Origin of the sequence: Massilia sp. TSP1-1-2 (assembly GCF_049896185.1) — a bacterium.
Lineage (GTDB): Bacteria > Pseudomonadota > Gammaproteobacteria > Burkholderiales > Burkholderiaceae_D > Telluria_A.
The window spans coordinates 1-18,216 of sequence record NZ_JAFCTU010000049.1; the positions used below are offsets into that span (position 1 = coordinate 1).

The 18,216-nt window shown below is 63.3% G+C and carries 17 protein-coding genes and 1 pseudogene; 15 read left to right on the plus strand and 3 right to left on the minus strand.

Going from position 1 to position 18,216, the window contains the following annotated elements; all coding sequences use genetic code 11:
• Window positions 1-69: 69 nt before the first annotated feature.
• From ACP7BV_RS25190 to ACP7BV_RS25215, 6 genes and pseudogenes are all read left to right on the plus strand, one after another.
• Window positions 70-1,617, plus strand: a pseudogene (locus ACP7BV_RS25190) (EAL domain-containing protein); the annotation flags it as partial.
• An 80-nt stretch (window positions 1,618-1,697) separates the two neighbouring features.
• Complete coding sequence (locus ACP7BV_RS25195; RefSeq protein WP_426107634.1) at window positions 1,698-2,351, plus strand: MarR family winged helix-turn-helix transcriptional regulator; 654 nt, start codon at window positions 1,698-1,700, stop codon at window positions 2,349-2,351.
• 94 nt (window positions 2,352-2,445) lie between these two features.
• Window positions 2,446-2,997, plus strand: a complete 552-nt coding sequence (locus ACP7BV_RS25200; RefSeq protein WP_426107635.1) for a carboxymuconolactone decarboxylase family protein — start codon at window positions 2,446-2,448, stop codon at window positions 2,995-2,997.
• On the plus strand, window positions 2,994-3,506 hold the full coding sequence (locus ACP7BV_RS25205; RefSeq protein ID WP_426107636.1) for a redoxin domain-containing protein: 513 nt from the start codon (window positions 2,994-2,996) through the stop codon (window positions 3,504-3,506). Before ACP7BV_RS25200 ends, ACP7BV_RS25205 begins: the two co-directional genes overlap by 4 nt.
• 80 nt (window positions 3,507-3,586) lie before the next feature.
• The gene (locus ACP7BV_RS25210; RefSeq protein ID WP_426107637.1) at window positions 3,587-4,330 is read left to right on the plus strand and encodes a hypothetical protein; all 744 of its coding nucleotides are present in this window, start codon (window positions 3,587-3,589) and stop codon (window positions 4,328-4,330) included.
• Between the two features lie 206 nt (window positions 4,331-4,536).
• Window positions 4,537-6,141 (plus strand): GAF domain-containing protein, encoded by a 1,605-nt coding sequence (locus ACP7BV_RS25215; RefSeq protein WP_426107638.1) that lies wholly within the window; start codon window positions 4,537-4,539, stop codon window positions 6,139-6,141.
• Between the two features lie 42 nt (window positions 6,142-6,183).
• On the opposite strand, the gene ACP7BV_RS25220 is transcribed toward ACP7BV_RS25215, so the two are convergent.
• Window positions 6,184-7,176: an NAD(P)/FAD-dependent oxidoreductase gene (locus ACP7BV_RS25220; RefSeq protein ID WP_426107639.1), complete on the minus strand. Its 993-nt coding sequence runs from the start codon at window positions 7,174-7,176 to the stop codon at window positions 6,184-6,186.
• 39 nt (window positions 7,177-7,215) lie between these two features.
• Window positions 7,216-8,184, minus strand: a complete 969-nt coding sequence (locus ACP7BV_RS25225) for a MerR family transcriptional regulator (protein ID WP_426107640.1) — start codon at window positions 8,182-8,184, stop codon at window positions 7,216-7,218.
• A 115-nt stretch (window positions 8,185-8,299) separates the two neighbouring features.
• On the opposite strand from ACP7BV_RS25225, the gene ACP7BV_RS25230 reads away from it, so the two are divergent.
• Window positions 8,300-8,608: a high-potential iron-sulfur protein gene (locus ACP7BV_RS25230; RefSeq protein ID WP_426107641.1), complete on the plus strand. Its 309-nt coding sequence runs from the start codon at window positions 8,300-8,302 to the stop codon at window positions 8,606-8,608.
• Between the two features lie 28 nt (window positions 8,609-8,636).
• Window positions 8,637-9,941 carry a DASH family cryptochrome gene (locus ACP7BV_RS25235; protein ID WP_426107642.1) on the plus strand — a complete coding sequence of 435 codons (1,305 nt, stop codon included), beginning with the start codon at window positions 8,637-8,639 and terminating at the stop codon, window positions 9,939-9,941.
• A gap of 40 nt (window positions 9,942-9,981) precedes the next feature.
• Here ACP7BV_RS25235 and ACP7BV_RS25240 read toward each other — a convergent pair whose 3' ends face one another.
• Entirely contained in the window at window positions 9,982-11,346 is a 1,365-nt protein-coding gene (locus ACP7BV_RS25240) for an MFS transporter (RefSeq protein ID WP_426107643.1), read from the minus strand.
• 188 nt (window positions 11,347-11,534) lie between these two features.
• Between ACP7BV_RS25240 and cyoA the strand changes: the two genes are divergently transcribed.
• From cyoA to ACP7BV_RS25275, 7 genes are read left to right on the plus strand one after another with little or no spacing between them, the layout of a single operon-like run.
• Window positions 11,535-12,533, plus strand: coding sequence for a ubiquinol oxidase subunit II (gene cyoA, locus ACP7BV_RS25245; protein WP_426107644.1), 999 nt, complete (start codon window positions 11,535-11,537; stop codon window positions 12,531-12,533).
• The gene (gene cyoB / locus ACP7BV_RS25250) at window positions 12,517-14,520 is read left to right on the plus strand and encodes a cytochrome o ubiquinol oxidase subunit I (RefSeq protein ID WP_426107645.1); all 2,004 of its coding nucleotides are present in this window, start codon (window positions 12,517-12,519) and stop codon (window positions 14,518-14,520) included. The genes cyoA and cyoB overlap by 17 nt, the downstream gene beginning before the upstream one ends.
• Window positions 14,513-15,139: a cytochrome o ubiquinol oxidase subunit III gene (gene cyoC / locus ACP7BV_RS25255; protein WP_426107646.1), complete on the plus strand. Its 627-nt coding sequence runs from the start codon at window positions 14,513-14,515 to the stop codon at window positions 15,137-15,139. Before cyoB ends, cyoC begins: the two co-directional genes overlap by 8 nt.
• The gene (gene cyoD / locus ACP7BV_RS25260) at window positions 15,136-15,552 is read left to right on the plus strand and encodes a cytochrome o ubiquinol oxidase subunit IV (RefSeq protein WP_426107647.1); all 417 of its coding nucleotides are present in this window, start codon (window positions 15,136-15,138) and stop codon (window positions 15,550-15,552) included. The genes cyoC and cyoD overlap by 4 nt, the downstream gene beginning before the upstream one ends.
• Complete coding sequence (locus ACP7BV_RS25265; RefSeq protein ID WP_426107648.1) at window positions 15,549-16,256, plus strand: SURF1 family protein; 708 nt, start codon at window positions 15,549-15,551, stop codon at window positions 16,254-16,256. Before cyoD ends, ACP7BV_RS25265 begins: the two co-directional genes overlap by 4 nt.
• An 11-nt stretch (window positions 16,257-16,267) precedes the next feature.
• Window positions 16,268-17,605 carry an ATP-binding protein gene (locus tag ACP7BV_RS25270; RefSeq protein WP_426107649.1) on the plus strand — a complete coding sequence of 446 codons (1,338 nt, stop codon included), beginning with the start codon at window positions 16,268-16,270 and terminating at the stop codon, window positions 17,603-17,605.
• Window positions 17,595-18,131, plus strand: coding sequence for a response regulator transcription factor (locus ACP7BV_RS25275; protein WP_426107650.1), 537 nt, complete (start codon window positions 17,595-17,597; stop codon window positions 18,129-18,131). The genes ACP7BV_RS25270 and ACP7BV_RS25275 overlap by 11 nt, the downstream gene beginning before the upstream one ends.
• The last annotated feature ends 85 nt before the right edge of the window (window positions 18,132-18,216 follow it).

Below are 18,216 nucleotides of genomic sequence, written 5' to 3' on the forward strand. Positions count from 1 at the left end.
CATGATTTCCCCTCCATATGACAAGGATACATGCATATATATAATAAGTCTTATTATTTATGACGCACTACACTAGGGCACGCGATTGGCGACGAGCTGCTGCTGCAGTTTAGCAATCGGCTGGTGCAATGCGTGCGCGTGCGCGACACGGTCGGCCGCCTGGGGGGCGATGAATTCGCGCTGATCCTGATCATGCAGGAGGGCCAGCAAGGGGCGGTGGTCATTGCCGAGAAAATCCGCGACGTGCTGCGCACCCCCTTTCTGCTGCACGGCCACGATGTGGGTGTCACGGCCAGCATTGGCACTACGATCCATCCGGACGACGCGTCCAGTCCCGACACGCTGATCACGTACGTCGATACGGCCATGTACGAAGCCAAGCACGCCGGGCGCGACACGTACCGCTTCTTCACGGCCCAGATGAACGCCGACGTGCTGGCGCGACTGGAGCTTGAAACGGCATTGCGCAAGGCGATCAGGAACGAGGAATTCGTGCTGCACTACCAGCCCAAGGTGCACCTGAACAGCGGTCGTATCGCGGGCCTGGAAGCCCTGTTGCGATGAGAGCGTCCCGGGCATGGCATGGTCGCGCCCAAGGACTTCATTTCGGTTCTGGAAGACACCGGGATGATCGTGCAGGTCGGCAGCTGGGTCGTGGCGCAGGCGTGCAAGCAGATCGGCGTGTGGCTGCAGTCGGCGGTCGGTCCCATCCAGGTGTCGGTCAATGTTTCCGGAAGGCAGTTTGTTGAAGGCGACCTCGATGGAAACATTATCGCCGGGCTGGCCATGCACGCCATTCCGGCCGACCTGCTCGAACTGGAATTGACGGAAACGTCGCTCATGGCGCAAACCGAGCGCACCATCGAAATTTTACAGAGCGTCAAGCAACACGGGGGTCAGGTGTCCATCGATGATTTCGGCACCGGCTATTCCAGCCTGGCCTATTTGCGCTGCTTTCCCATCGATAAGCTCAAGATCGACATGGGGTTCATCCGCGACGTCACCACCAACCCCGATGACGCGGCCATCGTGCTGGCCATCATCAACCTGGCCCACAGCCTGAAACTCGATGTGATTGCCGAAGGCGTCGAGACCGCAGCCCAGCTCAACTACCTGCGGCGCCACCACTGCGACCAGATCCAGGGCCATTACTTCAGCGCCCCGCTCACTGCCGAGCAGGCCACGGAAGTGCTGCTGCAAGACACCGCGCTTCCACCGGCACAAGACAGCGGACAGTCGCGCAAGACCTTGCTGATCATCGACGATGACCCGGTCATCCTCGAGGCACTTGCCATCCTGTTCAGCTGCGACGGGTACCGCATCCTGTGCGCGCCGTCGGGCGCCGATGGCTTCGACCTGCTCACATTGAACGAGGTGCAGGTGATCCTGTGCGACCAACGCATGCCGGCCATGAGCGGCACCGACTTCCTCGACAAGGTCAAGCAGCTCTATCCAAAGACGTTTCGCATCGTGTTATCCGGCCATACCGATCTGGAGTCGATCATGGAGGCGGTCAACGGCGGAGCGGTGTTCCGTTTCTATACCAAGCCTTGGGATAACAAACTGCTGCGCGATAACGTGCGCGACGCTTTCCGCCAGTTTGCCGCGATTGGATGAGGCCTGGGGTGCGCCTGTCCTTGTCGATAAAAACTAATTAGGACTCTTGACTAATCGGGCGCCTATGGTATGCTGCGTTCATGGACATCACACCTGAATCCCCTTGGGACGGCACACCAGACATCTCGGCACGCATTGTGGTCGCGATTGCCCGGGTGTCGAGCGTGCTACGTGCCGGCATGTGGGAGTTTGCCACCGCCGAGGGCTTGAATCCCACCCAGGCCGACATCTTGCAATTGCTCAGAGAGCGCACCCAGGGTGTGCGGCTCGCGTGGCTGGCGGCGCAATTGTCGGTGTCCCCGGCCAGTGCCAGCGATTCGGTCTCGGCGCTGGTGGGCAAGGGCCTGGTCAACAAGGCGCGCGCCGACGACGACGGTCGCGCCACGGCCTTGTGGCTGACAGAGCAGGGAAAAGCCCTGGTCGACAAGATGTCCAAGGCGCTCGGCTTTGCCGATGATGCCGCCTCCGCGCTTGAGCGTGACGTGCAGGAACAGTTGCTCGTCGGCCTGTTCAAACTGATTTCGCAATTGCAAAAAAACAAGCGGTTTCCCGCCCTGCGCGCCTGTTTGTCGTGTCGATTCTTCGAGCCGAACCGTTTCCCGGGCAGCCAAGCGCCGCATCACTGCGCGCTGGTCAAGGCACCGCTGCCGATCGCCTTTCTGCGCATCGATTGCGCAGAACATCAAAGCACCGACCCGCTGACGGAACGGCGGAACTGGGATGCCTTCGCATGAATTTTTTTTGACTTAAATAATTAGGACTCCTATTGAAACAGCGCGTGGCCGGCCCGTTTCAACCTCTTTTGGCCACTTTTTAAAGGAAGCAACCATGTCCCGTATTGAACTGATCAACCTTGAGGCCGCCCACAACGACGTCGCTCCACTGCTGGACCAAGTACGGTCGGCGTTTGGGGTCGTTCCGAACATGTTCCGCGCCGTTGCCAACTCGCCCGCAGCACTGACCAGCATGTGGGCATCTTTTGGCGCACTGGGCAAGGGCACGCTGGACGCCAGGCTCGGCGAACAGATCGCCGTGGCCATCGCAGACGTCAACAATTGCGCCTACTGCCTGGCGGCGCACACCGCCCTTGGCCGCAAAGCCGGCGCCACGGCGCAAGAGATGAGCGCGGCGCAAGCGGGCCAGTCGCCCGATCCCAAGACCGCCGCCGCCCTGCGCTTTGCGACTTCCGTCGTCGCGCAGCGCGCGCGCATCGCATCCTCGGACGTCGAAGCGCTGCGTGCGGCCGGTTTCAACGATGGCGAGATCATGGAAATCATGGCACACGTTGCCCTGAACCTGTTTACCAACTACGTGAACGTCGCCTTCGACGTGCCGCTCGACTTCCCGCAAGTCGAACTGCGCGCACAGCGCGCCAAATGAGCGCGCAGCTGGGGCGCGCCGCGCCTGAACTGGACATCGCGGCCTGGCGCAACACCACCGTGCCGCTCAGTCTTGCCTCCCTGCGCGGCAAGGTGGTTGCGCTGTATGCCTTCCAGATGCTGTGCCCGGCCTGCGTGTCGCACGGCATTGCGCAAGCAAAGAAAATGCGCGCGACGTTCCCGCACGACGATGTCGCCGTCTTGGGCCTGCACACCGTCTTTGAACACCATGCGGTGATGGGTCCGGCGGCGCTGGACGCCTTTATCCATGAGTACCGCATCGATTTTCCGGTAGGCATAGATCGCCCATCGGACAGTGAGCCCGTGCCCAGAACCATGGCCGCGTACCAGATGCGCGGCACGCCCACGCTGCTGCTGATCGACCGGACCGGCATGTTGCGGCACCATATTTTCGGTGTCTCCGACGACATGCAGGTTGGCGCCCTGCTCGCCGAGCTCATCTACGAGGCGCCGAACGGGCGTTGCGATGACGGCGCGTGCCGGCTGTAATAAAGCGAACGATGCAACTGCTGCCTTGTCGCCTATCCATGCCTGCAAATGGCACTTTATACCCTCAATCAGGAGAAAAAATGAAGACTTTGAAACGCACCCTCGTATCGGCCATGCTGTTGACGGCGCTTGCCGCGCAAGCGCACTCCAGCCACACCGGTGGCATCCACACCCCGGCCAACCCCGCCATCGATGCCGCGTTTGACATCGTGCACACGCGCATTGCAAAGGAAGGCAATTACGCAGTGTTTCATATTGCGGTGGCGGGCAAGGCTGGCCAATCGCGCCCGTCGAAGGTGGGCACACTCGCCGGCAGCACCGCGTTTTCCTATGTCTGGCCGACCACGATCGATCCGGCGGCCGTCGGTTTTGATCATAATGCCGGCATCCTCGCTTTTGCCGTCACGGCGCATCCAGACTTTGACGACACCCCCCTGTACGATGAAAATGGCGATGGCAACCTCAACAATGACGGCGACCTGTGGCACTCGCACTGGGTGGTCCTCAAGCCGGATGACGCCTGCGGCAAGGGCAAGCTGAAAGTGGTCGATATTGCTCCGGGCGCCAAGCCGGCACTGCCGAGAACGTGGCCGGGACTGCCCATTCTCATCGACAGCCCGGGTTACAGTCCGGTCTTTAACGACAGTACGCTCGAAGTGCGCGTCCCCTTCGCCGACCTGGGTGGGCGCGCCGACCTTGGCTTTGACGGTGTGACGGCCGCGCTGCGGGTCAATACGAGTGTGCACAGCCCGCTGCTGTGCGTTGCCGATGTGTTCAAGGTGGCTTCCGGGGCGCTGACCTTGCCGGGCAAGCTGGGCCAGTAGCTGCAAGGAGCCGGGCGACCAGACATGCCGGCACGCCCGGCAGTTGCCTCCCAACCCGCCATCTGTGACTGCCAAGCAACAGGAGGGCTGTCGCGGGTGCTATATTAACGGGCAGCCAACTGTAAAATTCGTTGACGGCCCGGCAGCACGACCAAGGGCAGCGCATCGATGGCTTCTTATTGCAAATTTTCCTGTGGAAGTAGTACATGAATTCAGCTCCCGATCCTGCATCACAGTGGCAAACCGTGTTCGACCAGATCGACGCGATCATGCATGTTCAGCCAGAAGACGCCTTAAAACTTTGCAAGCAAGTGTTCGTTGAGTCGTACCTGTGGGAGCCGCCCACCTACGTGCGCGCCGCCGAGCGTTACGGCAAGATCATGGATCACCTCGGCAGATCGAGCGAGGCACGCGATTCGCTGTTTGCCGCCCAGCAGGCGGCCCAGGCTTCCTGCATGCCGGCCCATGAAGCGAAAATCCTCGAACGGCTCGCGCGCGGCTATTATTCCGGTGGCGACTACCGGCGCGCCATCCAGTATTGGGATGGTTGCATCGAGGTGAACAACCAGTTCGCAGGCGACGCCGAGACCTGGATCCTGGCCAAGGTCGGCCTGGCACAAGTCTACAAGGGCGCCGGAGATTACGAAGCGGCCCTTACCATGCTTGCTGAAGCGCAGTTGCGAACGGCGCAAGTGGGCGACCCGCACCTGGACGCAAAGGTGAAAATCAACCTGGCGGTGTGCCTGATCGAGCGGCAACGCGCGGCAGAGGCCGCCGCCATCTTGCATGAAGCGTTCGCGCTCTGCTCGGAACACCAGTTGTACGACTATCTCGCGGAATCGAACCTGTACCTCGGCAAGATCGCCCTCGCCGACGGAGCTCTGGAAACAGCCATGGCGTACGTGGATGCGGGCCTTGCTGCGGCCCGCCGGGTCAATTTCCGCTGGTGCGAAGCGCACCTGCTGGCAGTCAAGGCCGAAGTCCATGCGGGCAGGGGCGCCGCCGACCTGGCTTTGCTGGCCGTGAAGGAAGCACAAGCGATTGCAATTGCTGACGGCTTCTTTGACATGTTGATACAGCAGCATTTTGCGGCGGCGCACTATGCAGCATCCTTGAACGACTTTGCCACCGCGTTTACCGAGCACAAAAAAGGGCGCGACTGCGAGCAGCGCATGCATGTCAAGGCGCCGCTGGAGCGCAGCTTCGATCTGAAAGAACAGCTGCGCTCGCATCAATGTCTCAACCGCCTGCTGCTCGACCTGTCCACGCATGACGTAGTCGAGCGCGCTGAACTGGAAAGCGCGTTGCGGCTGATTACTGAAGCCAGCAGCCAGATCCTGGCCGTGGCGCGTGTATCGCTATGGCTACTCGACGTCCCAAGTGGTGTTCTTGCGCAGCGCTGCCTGCACGCGGCCGATGGCGCCGCCGGCACCTTGGACGCGCCAATGCGCATTGGCGACTATCCGCTGTTTTTCGAACGGCTGAACGACCCCCGCGCGCTGGTCGCGCACGACGCGCTACATCACCCCCACACAGCGGAACTGGTCGAACCATACTTGAACGTGCACCAAATCAAGTCCATCCTGGTATTCCCCATCCGGCTGGGCGGGCAGACAATCGGCGCCTTGTGCTTCGAGGGCGTCGGTACGCAACACAACTGGACCCAGGATGACCTGCTGCTAGGCAAGCAGCTGGCAGAAATGTCGGTGCGCGTGATTACCAGCTTCGAGCACACTGTGGCGCGCGCGAAAATCAACACGCTGCATGCCGGCATCATGCGCGCTCAGGATGTCTTTCCAGGCAAAACCTAGCTCGGAGAAGCTTTAGCGCCGGAATCGACGGGCATGGGCGCGTCAACTGCTCGCGATCCGGTGCGCCAGCTGGCGCCCGCTCAGCCAGGCCGCCTCGACGGTGCCGCCGTTGAGCCAGTCGCCGCACAAACCGATCCCATTGCCTTCGTCCCAGATGCAGCCATCGGTGCGCGCCGGCGCCGCTGCGGCATAGCGCCAGCGATGCGCGCGCCATGCCGACGGCAGCGGCGCGCCCAGCGCGGCAAACGCGGCCAGCAATTGGGCAGCGACTGCGTCGGGGTCGGCGTCGATGTGCGCTTCGCTCCACGCGGCGCTGGCGTGCAGCACCCAGCTCTCGCTGCCACCGCGGCCAGGCTTGGCGCTGTCGCGCGCAACCCAGCACAGCGGCCCGCCTTCAAGCTCGGCGGCGTCAAAACCAAGCGCCAACGGCGCCGGGTACTGCAGCAGCACGGCCCAGCAAGGCTGCATCGTCACGCTCGCGGCCAGCGCCGCATGCCTTGGTGCCGCGTCGCGCAGCAGCGCTGCCGCTTGCGGTGCGGGCAGCGCCAGCACCAGCGCATCGAAACGGGACGCCGGCAATGCGGCGCCCTGCCCCAGCAGGCGCCAGCGGTGCGCGTCGCGTGCCAAGGCGCTGACGGCCTGTTCGGTGTGCACCGCCAGTGCAGCGGCCAGCCAGGCAGCCGGTGCACTCATGCCGGGCGTGCCGACATAGCGCTCGGCGGGCGCCACCGAAGCGCTGCTGCCGTCCGCGCCAAAGCGCCGCACTGCCGGGTACCACGGCGCGGCCACGCCGGCCCGCTCCCAGCGCGCCAGTTCCGCCCGAAAGCCGGGATGCTCGGCGGTGAAAAACCTGGCGCCGTGGTCGCATTGCCAGCCGTCGCCGCGGCGCGTGCTCATGCGCCCTGCGCTCTGGCGCGCCTTGTCGAACACACTGACACGGTAGCCCGAGTGCTGCAGCGCCGTCGCGCAGGACAATCCGGCGATACCGGCGCCAACGACGGCGATGTGACGTGGTTCAGTAATAGTGTGGTCCATATTGACACCTGGGTTGATAAACAATACGCGTGGGTGTGCTCACCAGCCGGCCGGCAGCGGCAAGCCATCGGCGCGCGCCAGGCGCTCAAGCGCCGCTTCCAGCAGCACGCGGGCGGCGCCGGCAGCGTGGTTGATATCGTGGTGAAGCTGCGCGTCGGCCGGGGTGCGTTGGGCGCATTGGGCACTGTAGCGCTCGAAACTGTTTAGCTGCAGCAAAATATCCGACAAATGGCGCGGACAATCGCAATGGATGCTGCTGCGCGCCGCGCCCAGTTCGGCCAGCGCGTGATCGTCAAAACGGCGCGTGGCGGGCGCTGCCGCCGGCGGCGCGCTCGAGGCAGGCGGCACAGCGGGCATTGGCCGCGCCGCCTCGCACAGCAGCACCACTTCGCCCGCGTCGCTTGGCGTGCGCGCTACCAGGCACCCCAAGGCGCGCAGCTGACGGATCGTCGCGCTGGGGCAAAAACGGTACAAAACCACCACGGCCGCGCCCATCTGCAGGCGCAGCGCCGCTATCGCCGGGACAGCCGCGTCGTCGAGTTCGGCAATTTCCACCAGCAGCACGTCGATGTCGGCCCCCGCCAGCGCAGCTGGCGCACTACCCAGCAGCGCGCATTCGGCGACGATGTCCAGGCCGGGAACAAGGCCTTCGCTGGAGGCGAGACGCTGCACCAGCGGGCGCCCCACCAATGCCACGCGCACCGCCGCGCCCGGCGTGCCTGCCGCTGGCCGCTGCGGCAGGCGCGCGAGCTGATCGGCGCTCAGTTGCGCCAGAGCGCCAATGGCATGCCCCTGGTCGACCAGCTGTTTCAGCAGCCTGAGCCTGTCTACCTGCGTTTGAGAGTACAAACGCTGTCCATGCTCGGACCTGAGGGTGTCTGAAATGCCGTAGCGCCGCTCCCACACGCGCAAGGTCTCGACCGGCAAACCGGCCAGCCTGGCAGCTGTGCCACTGCGATAGCGCGCGCCGGCGTCGGGCCGCAGATCTGCTGATGCTGAGTTGCTCATATGATGAACCGCTATTGAACCGTAATTCCGTGCATTATAGCGGATATAATCGGGCGCCGCCGCACGAACGCGCAACGCACCTCGGTACAATTCCAGTTCACTCTCTTTGAAAGGAATGATCATGACAACCCGCCGCTTTTTCCTCAGCGCCATTCCCGCCGGCGCGCTGGCGCTTGGCCTTACCCCCGCAGAAGGCGCCGTCGCGCTGGCGGAAACCGACCCGGCCGCCACAGCGCTTGGCTACAAGGCCGATGCGACTAAAGTCGACACCAAGAAATATGCGAATTATGTCAAAGGTCAAGTTTGCAGCGGCTGCCAGCTGTATGCGGGCAAAGCCGGCGACGCCGCCGCCCCGTGCGCGGCTTTTGCCGGCAAGTTGGTCAATGCAAAAGGATGGTGCATGGTGTGGGCCAAGAGAGCGTGAGTACTTGTGCGATGGGACGGCTTGCCTGATGAGCACTGTTCTCTTTTGGTTCCGCAATGACTTGCGCCTGCACGACCAGCTTGCACTGCACGCCGCTTGCGGGATCGACACGCGCTTTCTCATACCGGTGTTCTGCCTGCCGGATCTGGAAGAGCAAAGCCGCTGGGGCTTTGCGCGCATCGGGCCGCAGCGCCGCGCTTGGCTGGGCGGCGCAGTGCGCGCGCTTAGCGACCAGCTGGCCCGACTGAACTGTCCGCTGCTGGTATGCACCGGACCGGCTGCCACCACCCTGCCGCTCCTTGCCCGGGCAGTCGGAGCCGGCAGCATTGTGTGCGAAGACATTGCGGCGCCAGAAGAACAGGCGCAAATTGCCGCGCTGCGGGCCGCTGGCCTCACCGTTAAGACCGTGTGGCAAAGCAGTTTGGTCGATCCGGCGCAATTGCCGTGGGAGTCGAAGGATTTGCCGGCGTCGTTCACGCAATACCGGCAACGACTGGAAAAGGCAGGCCTTCGTCCGCCGGCACCGCTGGCGCCGCCGTCAACACTGCCGCCCTGGCCTGCACATCGCGCAATACCGGCGCATTTGGTCGCCGCAGCGGCGTCGCTAGGCGGCAACGACGGGCCGCCCGATCCCCGCTCATCGCTGGCCGGTGGCCAGATGCTCGATGGCGCAGAAGCCGCGGGACTGGCCCGCCTTGCCCGCTATCTGGCCCGCAAGCTACCGGACAGTTACAAGCAAACGCGTAATCAGTTGATGGGACTGGATTACTCCAGTAAATGGTCGCCCTGGCTGGCGACGGGCGCGCTGTCGGCCCGGCGCATCGTTGCCGAACTGAACCAGTACGAGGCCATCCATGGCGCCAGCGACGGCAGCTACTGGCTGTGGTTTGAATTGCTATGGCGCGACTACTTCCGCTTGCTGCACTTGCAGTATGGCGCACGGCTGTATGGCGCGCGCGGACTCGGGCAAGCGCCCTTGGGCCCGCACAACCAGCGCGGTTTCGAGCGCTGGCGCCTGGCGCGAACGGGCCAGCCGCTGGTTGACGCCGCCATGCGCGAACTGATGGCCACCGGATACCTGAGCAACCGTTTGCGCCAGGTGGTGGCCAGCTACCTCATCTACGACCTTGGCGGCGACTGGCGCGCAGGCGCAGCCTGGTTCGAATCGCAGCTGATCGATTACGACGTGTATAGCAACCAGGGCAACTGGCTTTACCTCGCCGGGCGCGGAACAGATCCGCGCGGAGGTCGGCGCTTCAATGTCGACAAACAGACGGCCGAACATGATCCGGACGGCGCGTACCGGGAGTGCTGGTCGCAGCTGGCGCCTTGACTGCTCCCGGCAACTTCAATCGCGCATTTGATCCCGAATTTCAATCGCGTATATCGAGCGCGCGATTCAGGCTGAGCGCAGCCAGCGAGCAGACGGCACCGGAAAGCAGATACAAGCCCACATACACCAGACCGAACTTGGCGGCCAGCGCCAGCGCCACCAGCGGCGCGAAGCCGGCGCCGACCAGCCACGCCAGGTCGGACGTGATGGCCGCGCCCGTATAGCGGTAGCGGGCCGGGAAATTGGCGGTCACGGCGCCCGAGGCCTGTCCATACGACAGCCCGAGCAGCGTGAAGCCGATCAGGATGAACAAGTCCTGGCCCTGCACACCGCCGCTCATCAGGGTCGGCACAAAGAAACTGAATCCGGCGATCAGCACGGCCAGCGTGCCCAGCGTGGTGCGGCGCCCGATGCGGTCGGCAATCCAGCCCGAGGCCACCACGCCAAGCGCCATCAGCGCGACACCGACCATTTCAATGACCAGAAAACCGGTTACCGGCCGCGCCGAATAGAGCATGATCCAGGATAGCGGAAACACCGTCACCAGGTGGAACAGCGCATAGCTGGCCAGCGCGGCCAGTGCGCCAATAAATACATTGCGGCCCTGGTTGCGCGACATTTCTCCGAACGGCGTTGGCTGCAGTTCCTTGTCTTCGAGCAAGTGCGCATACTCATTGGTTGAAATGAGGCGCAGGCGCGCGAACAGGGCTACCACGTTGATCGCAAAGGCGACGTAGAACGGGTAGCGCCAGCCCCAGTCGAGGAAATCGGCGCTGGTGACGTTGGAGAGCAAATACCAGAACACGCCGGCGGCAATCAGAAAACCCACCGGCGCGCCGAGTTGGCCGAGCATGGCGTACCAGCCGCGCCGGTCGGCCGGGGCATTCAAGGCCAGCAAGGACGGCAAGCCATCCCACGATCCGCCCAGCGCCAGCCCCTGGCCGACCCGCAGCACCGACAGCAGCACAATTGCCTTGGTGCCCAGTTGGGCGTAGGTCGGCAGGAAGGCGATGCCGGCCGTGGAAATACCAAGCAGCAGCAGCGCAGTGGTCAGCTTGACCTCGCGCCCGTAGCGGCGCTGGATCGCCATCGACAAGGCGGTGCCGATCGGGCGCGCAATAAACGCGAACGAAAAAATGACAAAGGCGTACAGGGTGCCGTTGAGGCGGTCGGCGAAGGGAAAAAACGCCGACGGAAACACCAGCACCGAGGCGATCGCAAAAACAAAGAAGTCAAAATACTCGGACGCGCGCCCGATCACCACCCCGACGGCAATTTCGCCCGGCGAGATGGCGCCATGGTCGGCGTTGATGCGGCGCGCGTCGGCGCTGAGCGCGCCGGCATCGGCGCCGTAGGGGGCAGTGGAAGGGGCAGCGGAAGGGGCGGCGGAAGGGGTGGTGGACATATGATGGTTCTCCTGCTTGTTCTGGTTGGGCTGGCCATGCGGCGGCTTGACCTCATCATGCACCAAAGCAGGACCGTTTGTCCATTGGTGCGCGGGCCCTGGAAGGGGGGTAGGACAATTTGTCCAATCGCCTTGCGCGACGCACTTGGGTAGAGTACGAAGCTTGACTCACCAGAAAATGTAATCGCATGATTGCCCCCCTCATTCGCCGTGTCATGTTGCTTTCACCGTTGGCACTTCTGTGCGCCTGCAACACCGTGGTCATGAAGCCTTCGGGCGACATTGCTGCCCAGCAGGCGCAACTGATTGTCGTGTCCACCTTCCTGATGTTGCTCATCATCGTGCCGGTGATTGTGCTGATCATCGTGTTCGCGTGGCGTTATCGCTCCAGCAACACGTCGGCCACCTACCTGCCCGACTGGGACCATTCGACCGGGCTCGAACTGGTGATCTGGGGCGCGCCCCTGTTGATCATCATTGCGCTTGGCCTGGTTACGTGGATTAGTACCCACGTGCTCGACCCGTACCGTCCGCTCAGCCGCCTGGACGCCACCCGCCCCATCCCTGCCGACGTCAAGCCCCTGATCGTCGAAGTCGTCGCGCTCGACTGGAAATGGCTCTTCATCTATCCGGAGCTTGGCATCGCCACGGTCAACGAACTGGTGGCGCCGGTCGACGTGCCGGTGCGCTTCAAGCTGTCCGCCTCGACCGTCATGAATTCCTTCTATGTGCCCGCGCTGGCCGGCCAGATCTATGCCATGCCGGGCATGCAGACCACGCTCAACGCGGTCATTAACAAGCCTGGCGTGTACGAGGGCTTCTCGGCCAACTACAGTGGCGCGGGTTTTTCGGACATGCGGTTCAAATTCCATGGCAAGGACGCGGCCGCCTTTGAAGCGTGGGTCAGTTCGGTCAAGGCGGCCGGCGCTACGCTCGACCGGGCCGCCTATCTGCAACTTGAAAAACCGAGCCAAAAAGACGCCGTACGCCACTTTGGCGCGGCAGAAACCGGCTTGTTCGACGCCATCGTCGAACGTTGCGTCGAACCCGGCGCCATGTGCATGAGCCACATGATGAGCCAGCACAACGCAGTCGCGCCATCTGGTCAACTGGCGCAATCGGGCATTGATGGCGTGTGCATCAAGCCCCCCGTTTCCGTAGAGGCAAACCATGCAAAACAACATTGATCAGACCATGCCGCTGCTCGGGCGCCTGAGCTGGGAAGCGATTCCCTACCACGAGCCGATCCTGATGGCGACCTTCATCATGGTCGCCATTGGCGGCGCTGCCGCGCTCGGCGCGCTCACCTATTACCGTCTGTGGGGCCCCTTGTGGCGCGACTGGGTCACCAGTATCGACCACAAGAAAATCGGCATCATGTACATCATCTTCGGCATTGTCATGCTGCTGCGCGGCTTTGCTGACGCCTTGATGATGCGCGCCCAGCAAGCCATGGCCTTTGGCGACAACGCCGGCTTTCTGCCGCCGCACCACTACGACCAGATCTTCACCGCGCACGGCGTGATCATGATTTTCTTCGTCGCCATGCCGCTCGTGACCGGGCTGATGAACTACGTGGTGCCGCTGCAGATCGGCGCGCGCGACGTCGCCTTCCCGTTCCTGAACAATTTTTCATTCTGGATGACGGCCGCCGGCGGCGGCCTGACCATGGTCTCGCTGTTCGTGGGCGAATTTGCCCGCACCGGCTGGCTGGCCTATCCGCCGCTGTCGGGCATCATGGCCAGCCCCGACCCCGGGGTCGACTACTACATCTGGTCGCTGCAGATCGCAGGGGTGGGCACGCTGCTCTCGGGGATCAACCTGATTGCCACCATCGTCAAGATGCGCGCACCCGGCATGACGCTGATGAAAATGCCCGTCTTTACCTGGACCGCCCTGTGCACCAACGTGCTGATCGTGGCAGCCTTCCCGGTCCTCACCGCCGTGCTGGGCATGCTCTCGCTCGACCGCATGGTCGGCACCCATTTTTTCACCAATGACCTTGGCGGCAACGCCATGATGTACGTGAACCTGATCTGGATCTGGGGCCACCCGGAAGTTTATATCCTGATCCTGCCCGTGTTTGGCGTGTTTTCCGAAATCGTCTCCACCTTTTCGGGCAAGCGCCTGTTCGGCTACACCTCGATGGTCTACGCCACCGTGGTGATCACCATCCTGTCTTACCTGGTGTGGCTGCACCACTTCTTTACCATGGGTTCGGGCGCGTCGGTCAATTCCTTCTTCGGCATCACCACGATGATCATTTCGATTCCGACCGGGGCCAAGATCTTCAACTGGTTGTTTACCATGTACCGCGGGCGCATCCGCTTCGAGCTGCCGATGCTGTGGACGATCGCCTTCATGATCACCTTTGTCATCGGCGGCATGACCGGCGTGCTGCTGGCCGTGCCTGCGGCCGACTTTGTGCTGCACAACAGCCTGTTCCTGATCGCCCACTTCCACAACGTGATCATTGGCGGCGTCGTGTTCGGAGTATTTGCGGGCATTAACTACTGGTTCCCGAAAGCCTTCGGCTACAAGCTCGACGAATTCTGGGGCAAGTGCTCGTTCTGGTTCTGGGTGATCGGCTTTTACCTTGCCTTCATGCCGCTGTATGTCCTGGGCCTGATGGGCGTGACGCGGCGCGTGAGCCACTTTGACGATCCCTCGCTGCAGATCTGGTTCATCGTCGCCGCGTTTGGCGCCGTACTGGTGGCGCTGGGCATTGCCTCGATGCTGATGCAGTTCGTGGTCAGCTACCGCAACCGCGAAGCGCTGCGCGACGTTACCGGCGACCCGTGGAATGGCCGCACGCTCGAATGGTCGACCTCGTCGCCGCCGCCCGACTACAACTTTGCGTTCACGCCCAAGGTGTACGACAACGACACCTGGGCCGACATGAAGGCGAACGGCTATGCGCGTCCGCGCGACAATTTCGTGGCCATCCACATGCCGAAAAACACCGGCGCCGGCTTCATCATCGCTGTGCTGAGCGGTGCGGTCGGCTTCGCGCTGATCTGGCACATGTGGCTGCTCGCTGCAGTCGGCGCCTTTGCCATGGTGGCCGCCGTGATCGCTCACACCTTTAATTACAAACGCGATTATTTCATTCCGGCCGAGCAGGTCGTCCGTACTGAACACCTTCGCTCCCTGATGTTGGATAGCCATGTCTGATCTTACGCTCCCCTCCCCCGACGCTGACCCAAGCGCACGCTTTTACGTGCGCGAACACCATCCCGAGAACGGCACGCTGCTGGGCTTCTGGATCTACCTGATGAGCGACTGCCTGGTGTTTGCCGCGCTGTTCGCCACCTACGCCGTACTGGGGCGCAACTACGCGGGCGGCCCCACTGGCGCGCAACTGTTCGACTTGCCGCTGGTGGCGCTCAACACGTCGCTGCTGCTGCTCTCCTCGATCACTTACGGTTTTGCGATGATCGAGATGCAGCAGCGCCGTCTGCGCCGCACGTTGGTCTGGCTAGGCGTCACCGGTCTGCTGGGCGCCGGCTTCATCGGCCTGGAACTGTTCGAGTTCGTGCACCTGATCGGCGAAGGCGCCGGTCCCCAGCGCAGCGGCTTCTTGACGGCCTTCTTCGCCCTGGTGGGCACCCACGGCCTGCACGTCGCCTTTGGCATCGTGTGGCTGGTGACCTTGATCGCGCAACTGGCCAAGCACGGCCTGACGCCGGAAAACGGCCGCCGCCTGATGTGCCTGTCGATGTTCTGGCACTTCCTCGACGTTGTCTGGATCGGCGTCTTTACCTTTGTCTACCTGATGGGAGTGCTGCCATGAGCGCGCCGTTGCACGAAAATACCGGTCCCGGGCACGACCACGACCACGACCATGACCACCACCACGCTGCCAGCGGCCCCCATTCAACCCTGCGCGGCTATGTCACCGGCTTTGTGCTGGCCGTGATCCTCACAGCCATTCCGTTCTGGCTCGTGATGGGCAAGGTCATCGGCAGCTCGGCCACCGCCGGCTTTGTCTTGCTGGCCCTGGCGGCGGTGCAGATCGTGGTGCACATGGTGTACTTCCTGCACATGAACACCAAGGCCGAGGACGGCTGGTCGATGCTGGCCCTGCTGTTTACCTTCATGCTGCTGGTGATCATGCTCAGCGGCTCGATCTGGGTCATGTACCACCTCAACCACAACATGATGCCGGGCATGATGAACCAGATCATGCATGCCGACACCCCATGACCCGCTCGCGCCGCGCGCGCTTTTGCGCGGCGCTGTGCATGGCCGTGTTCAGCACCCTCTTGTTCGCGCTGGGCGTGTGGCAGGTGCAGCGCCTGCAGTGGAAGACGGCGCTCATTGCGCAGGTCGATGCCCGCGTGCACGCCGCGCCCTCCCCCGCGCCCGCCCCGTCCCGCTGGCCGCAGCTGGCGCGGGACAAGGATGAATACCGCCACTTGCGCCTCGAAGGTCGCTTTCTCGACCAGGGCGCCACGCCCGTGCAAGCGTCCACCGTGCTCGGCCCCGGCTACTGGCTGCTGACCCCCTTTCGCTGCAACGATGGCACGACCGTGCTGGTCAACCGCGGCTTCATCGCAGCGCGCAGCGCACCGCCCGCAGGCGGCGAGCAGGTGCGCATCACGGGCTTGCTGCGCATGAGCGAGCGCGACAAACCTTTCCTTCGCGACAATAATCCGACGACCAACCGCTGGTACACGCGCCATGTGCAGGCCATTGCAGCGGCGCGCGGCCTGGGGCCGGTGGCGCCCTATTTTCTCGACCAGGATGCCGCGCAGACGGCTGCGCAGGGTTCGCCGGTCGGCGGCCTGACCGTGATTGCATTTAACAATCAGCACCTGGTGTACGCGATTACCTGGTTTGCATTAAGCTTGATGGCTGCCGGCGGCTGCGCGTTAATTGCGCGCAGCGGCCATACCAAGACAAGCTAAAGGGCTGGACCATGTATCGAACCATCGGACAGGCCGCCTGGCGACAGGCGCCGCTGACCGCCGCGCCGTTACGCCACGCGCCCGGCTACCGCAATATGCGTCATTTGATCGAACTGCGCTGGATTGCCGTTCTCGGCCAGATCACTACCATCGCCACCGTCACGCTCGGCCTGGGCGTGCAGTTGCCGCTCGCACCCATGCTGCAGGTGCTCGCCTGCCTGATCGCCTTTAACCTGTTCAGCCACTTGCGCTGGCACGAAGAAACCACCGTCACCAACAGCCAGGTATTCCTGGCGCTGCTGATGGACGTGGCCAGCCTGACCGCCCAGCTCTCCCTAAGCGGGGGCATGAGCAATCCCTTCGTGTTCCTGTACCTGCTGCAGGTGATCCTGAGCGCCGTGCTGCTGGCGCCCTGGAGCACCTGGACCATCGTCGGCGTGGTGGGCCTGTGCCTGGCATTGCTGACAGCGTTCGCCAAACCGCTGGCGCTGCCGCTCGACTACCAGCATGGCTTGAAGAGCCTGTACATCCAGGGCATCCTGATCAGCGTGGCGCTCAATGCCGTGCTGCTGGCCATCTTCATTACCCGCATCAGCGGCAACCTGCGCGCCGGCGACGCCCAGCTTGCCACGCTGCGCCAGCGCGCGGTGGAAGAGGAACACATCGTTCGCATGGGCCTGCTCGCTTCCGGCGCAGCGCACGAACTGGGCACGCCGCTGTCAACGCTGGCGGTCATTCTGGGCGACTGGCGCCGCATGCCAGAATTTGCCCGCAACCCCGACTTGCTGGCCGAGATAGGCGAAATGCAGGCGCAGCTGATGCGCTGCAAGAGCATCGTCAGCGGCATTCTGATGTCGGCCGGCGAAGCGCGCGGCGAAGCATCAGCCAGGACCAGCATCAAGGTCTTTCTCGACCAGCTGGTTGCCGAATGGCGCGCCGCGCGCCCCGGCGCCGCTTTTGTCTACGAAAACCGGATCGTGCGCGACGTCGCCGTGGTGTCCGACTCGACCTTCAAGCAAATGATCTGGAACGTGCTGGAAAATGGGCTGGAAGCCTCGCCCGACTGGCTGTGCCTGGTCGCAACAGAGGATGGCGGCATGCTCACGCTGGAAGTGACGGACCGGGGCCCGGGCTTCGCGCCCGCGATGCTGGAGCGCTTCGGCACGCCCTACCAGTCGACCAAGGGGCGCCCGGGCGGCGGCCTTGGCCTGTTTTTGGTGGTGAACGTGGCGCGCACGCTGGGCGGCACCGTCCACCCGCACAACCTTGAGCAGGGCGGTGCCCTGGTGCGCGTGTGCCTGCCGCTGGCAGCCATCGCCTGCGAGCCGGGAGACGCAGATGTCCTCTGATCGCATTTTGTTGATCATCGAGGACGATGACGCCCTTGCGCGCACCTTGGCGCGCTCGTTCGAGCGGCGCGGCTACAAGGTGCTGCACGCTGCCAGTTTCGAGCAGGCGGTCGCGCTGCTGCAGTCGCATTCGCCCGGTTTTGCGGTGGTCGACCTGAAGCTGGCCGGCGCCCAGTCGGGCCTGGCTTGCGTTCAACTGCTGCATGCGCACGATGCGGCCATGTCGATCGTGGTGCTGACCGGCTTTGCCAGCATCGGCACGGCGGTTGACGCCATCAAGCTCGGGGCGCGCCAGTATCTGGCGAAACCTGCCAACAGTGACGATATCGAGGCCGCCTTCGGCCAGATCGACGGCAGCGTGGAGCTGGCCTTGACCGAACGGCCGACCTCGATCAAGACGCTCGAGTGGGAACGCATCCATGAAGTGCTGGCCGAGTCCAATTTCAATATCTCGGAGGCGGCGCGCCAGCTGGGCATGCACCGGCGTACGCTGGCGCGCAAGCTCGAAAAGCGGCGCGTCAAGTAAGTGCGGCCGCTCCCGTTCATGCCTGCCGTCAATTAAATCGATTGACGGCAGAGTGTGTTTCCAGTAAAAAACCCTATCTCTCCCC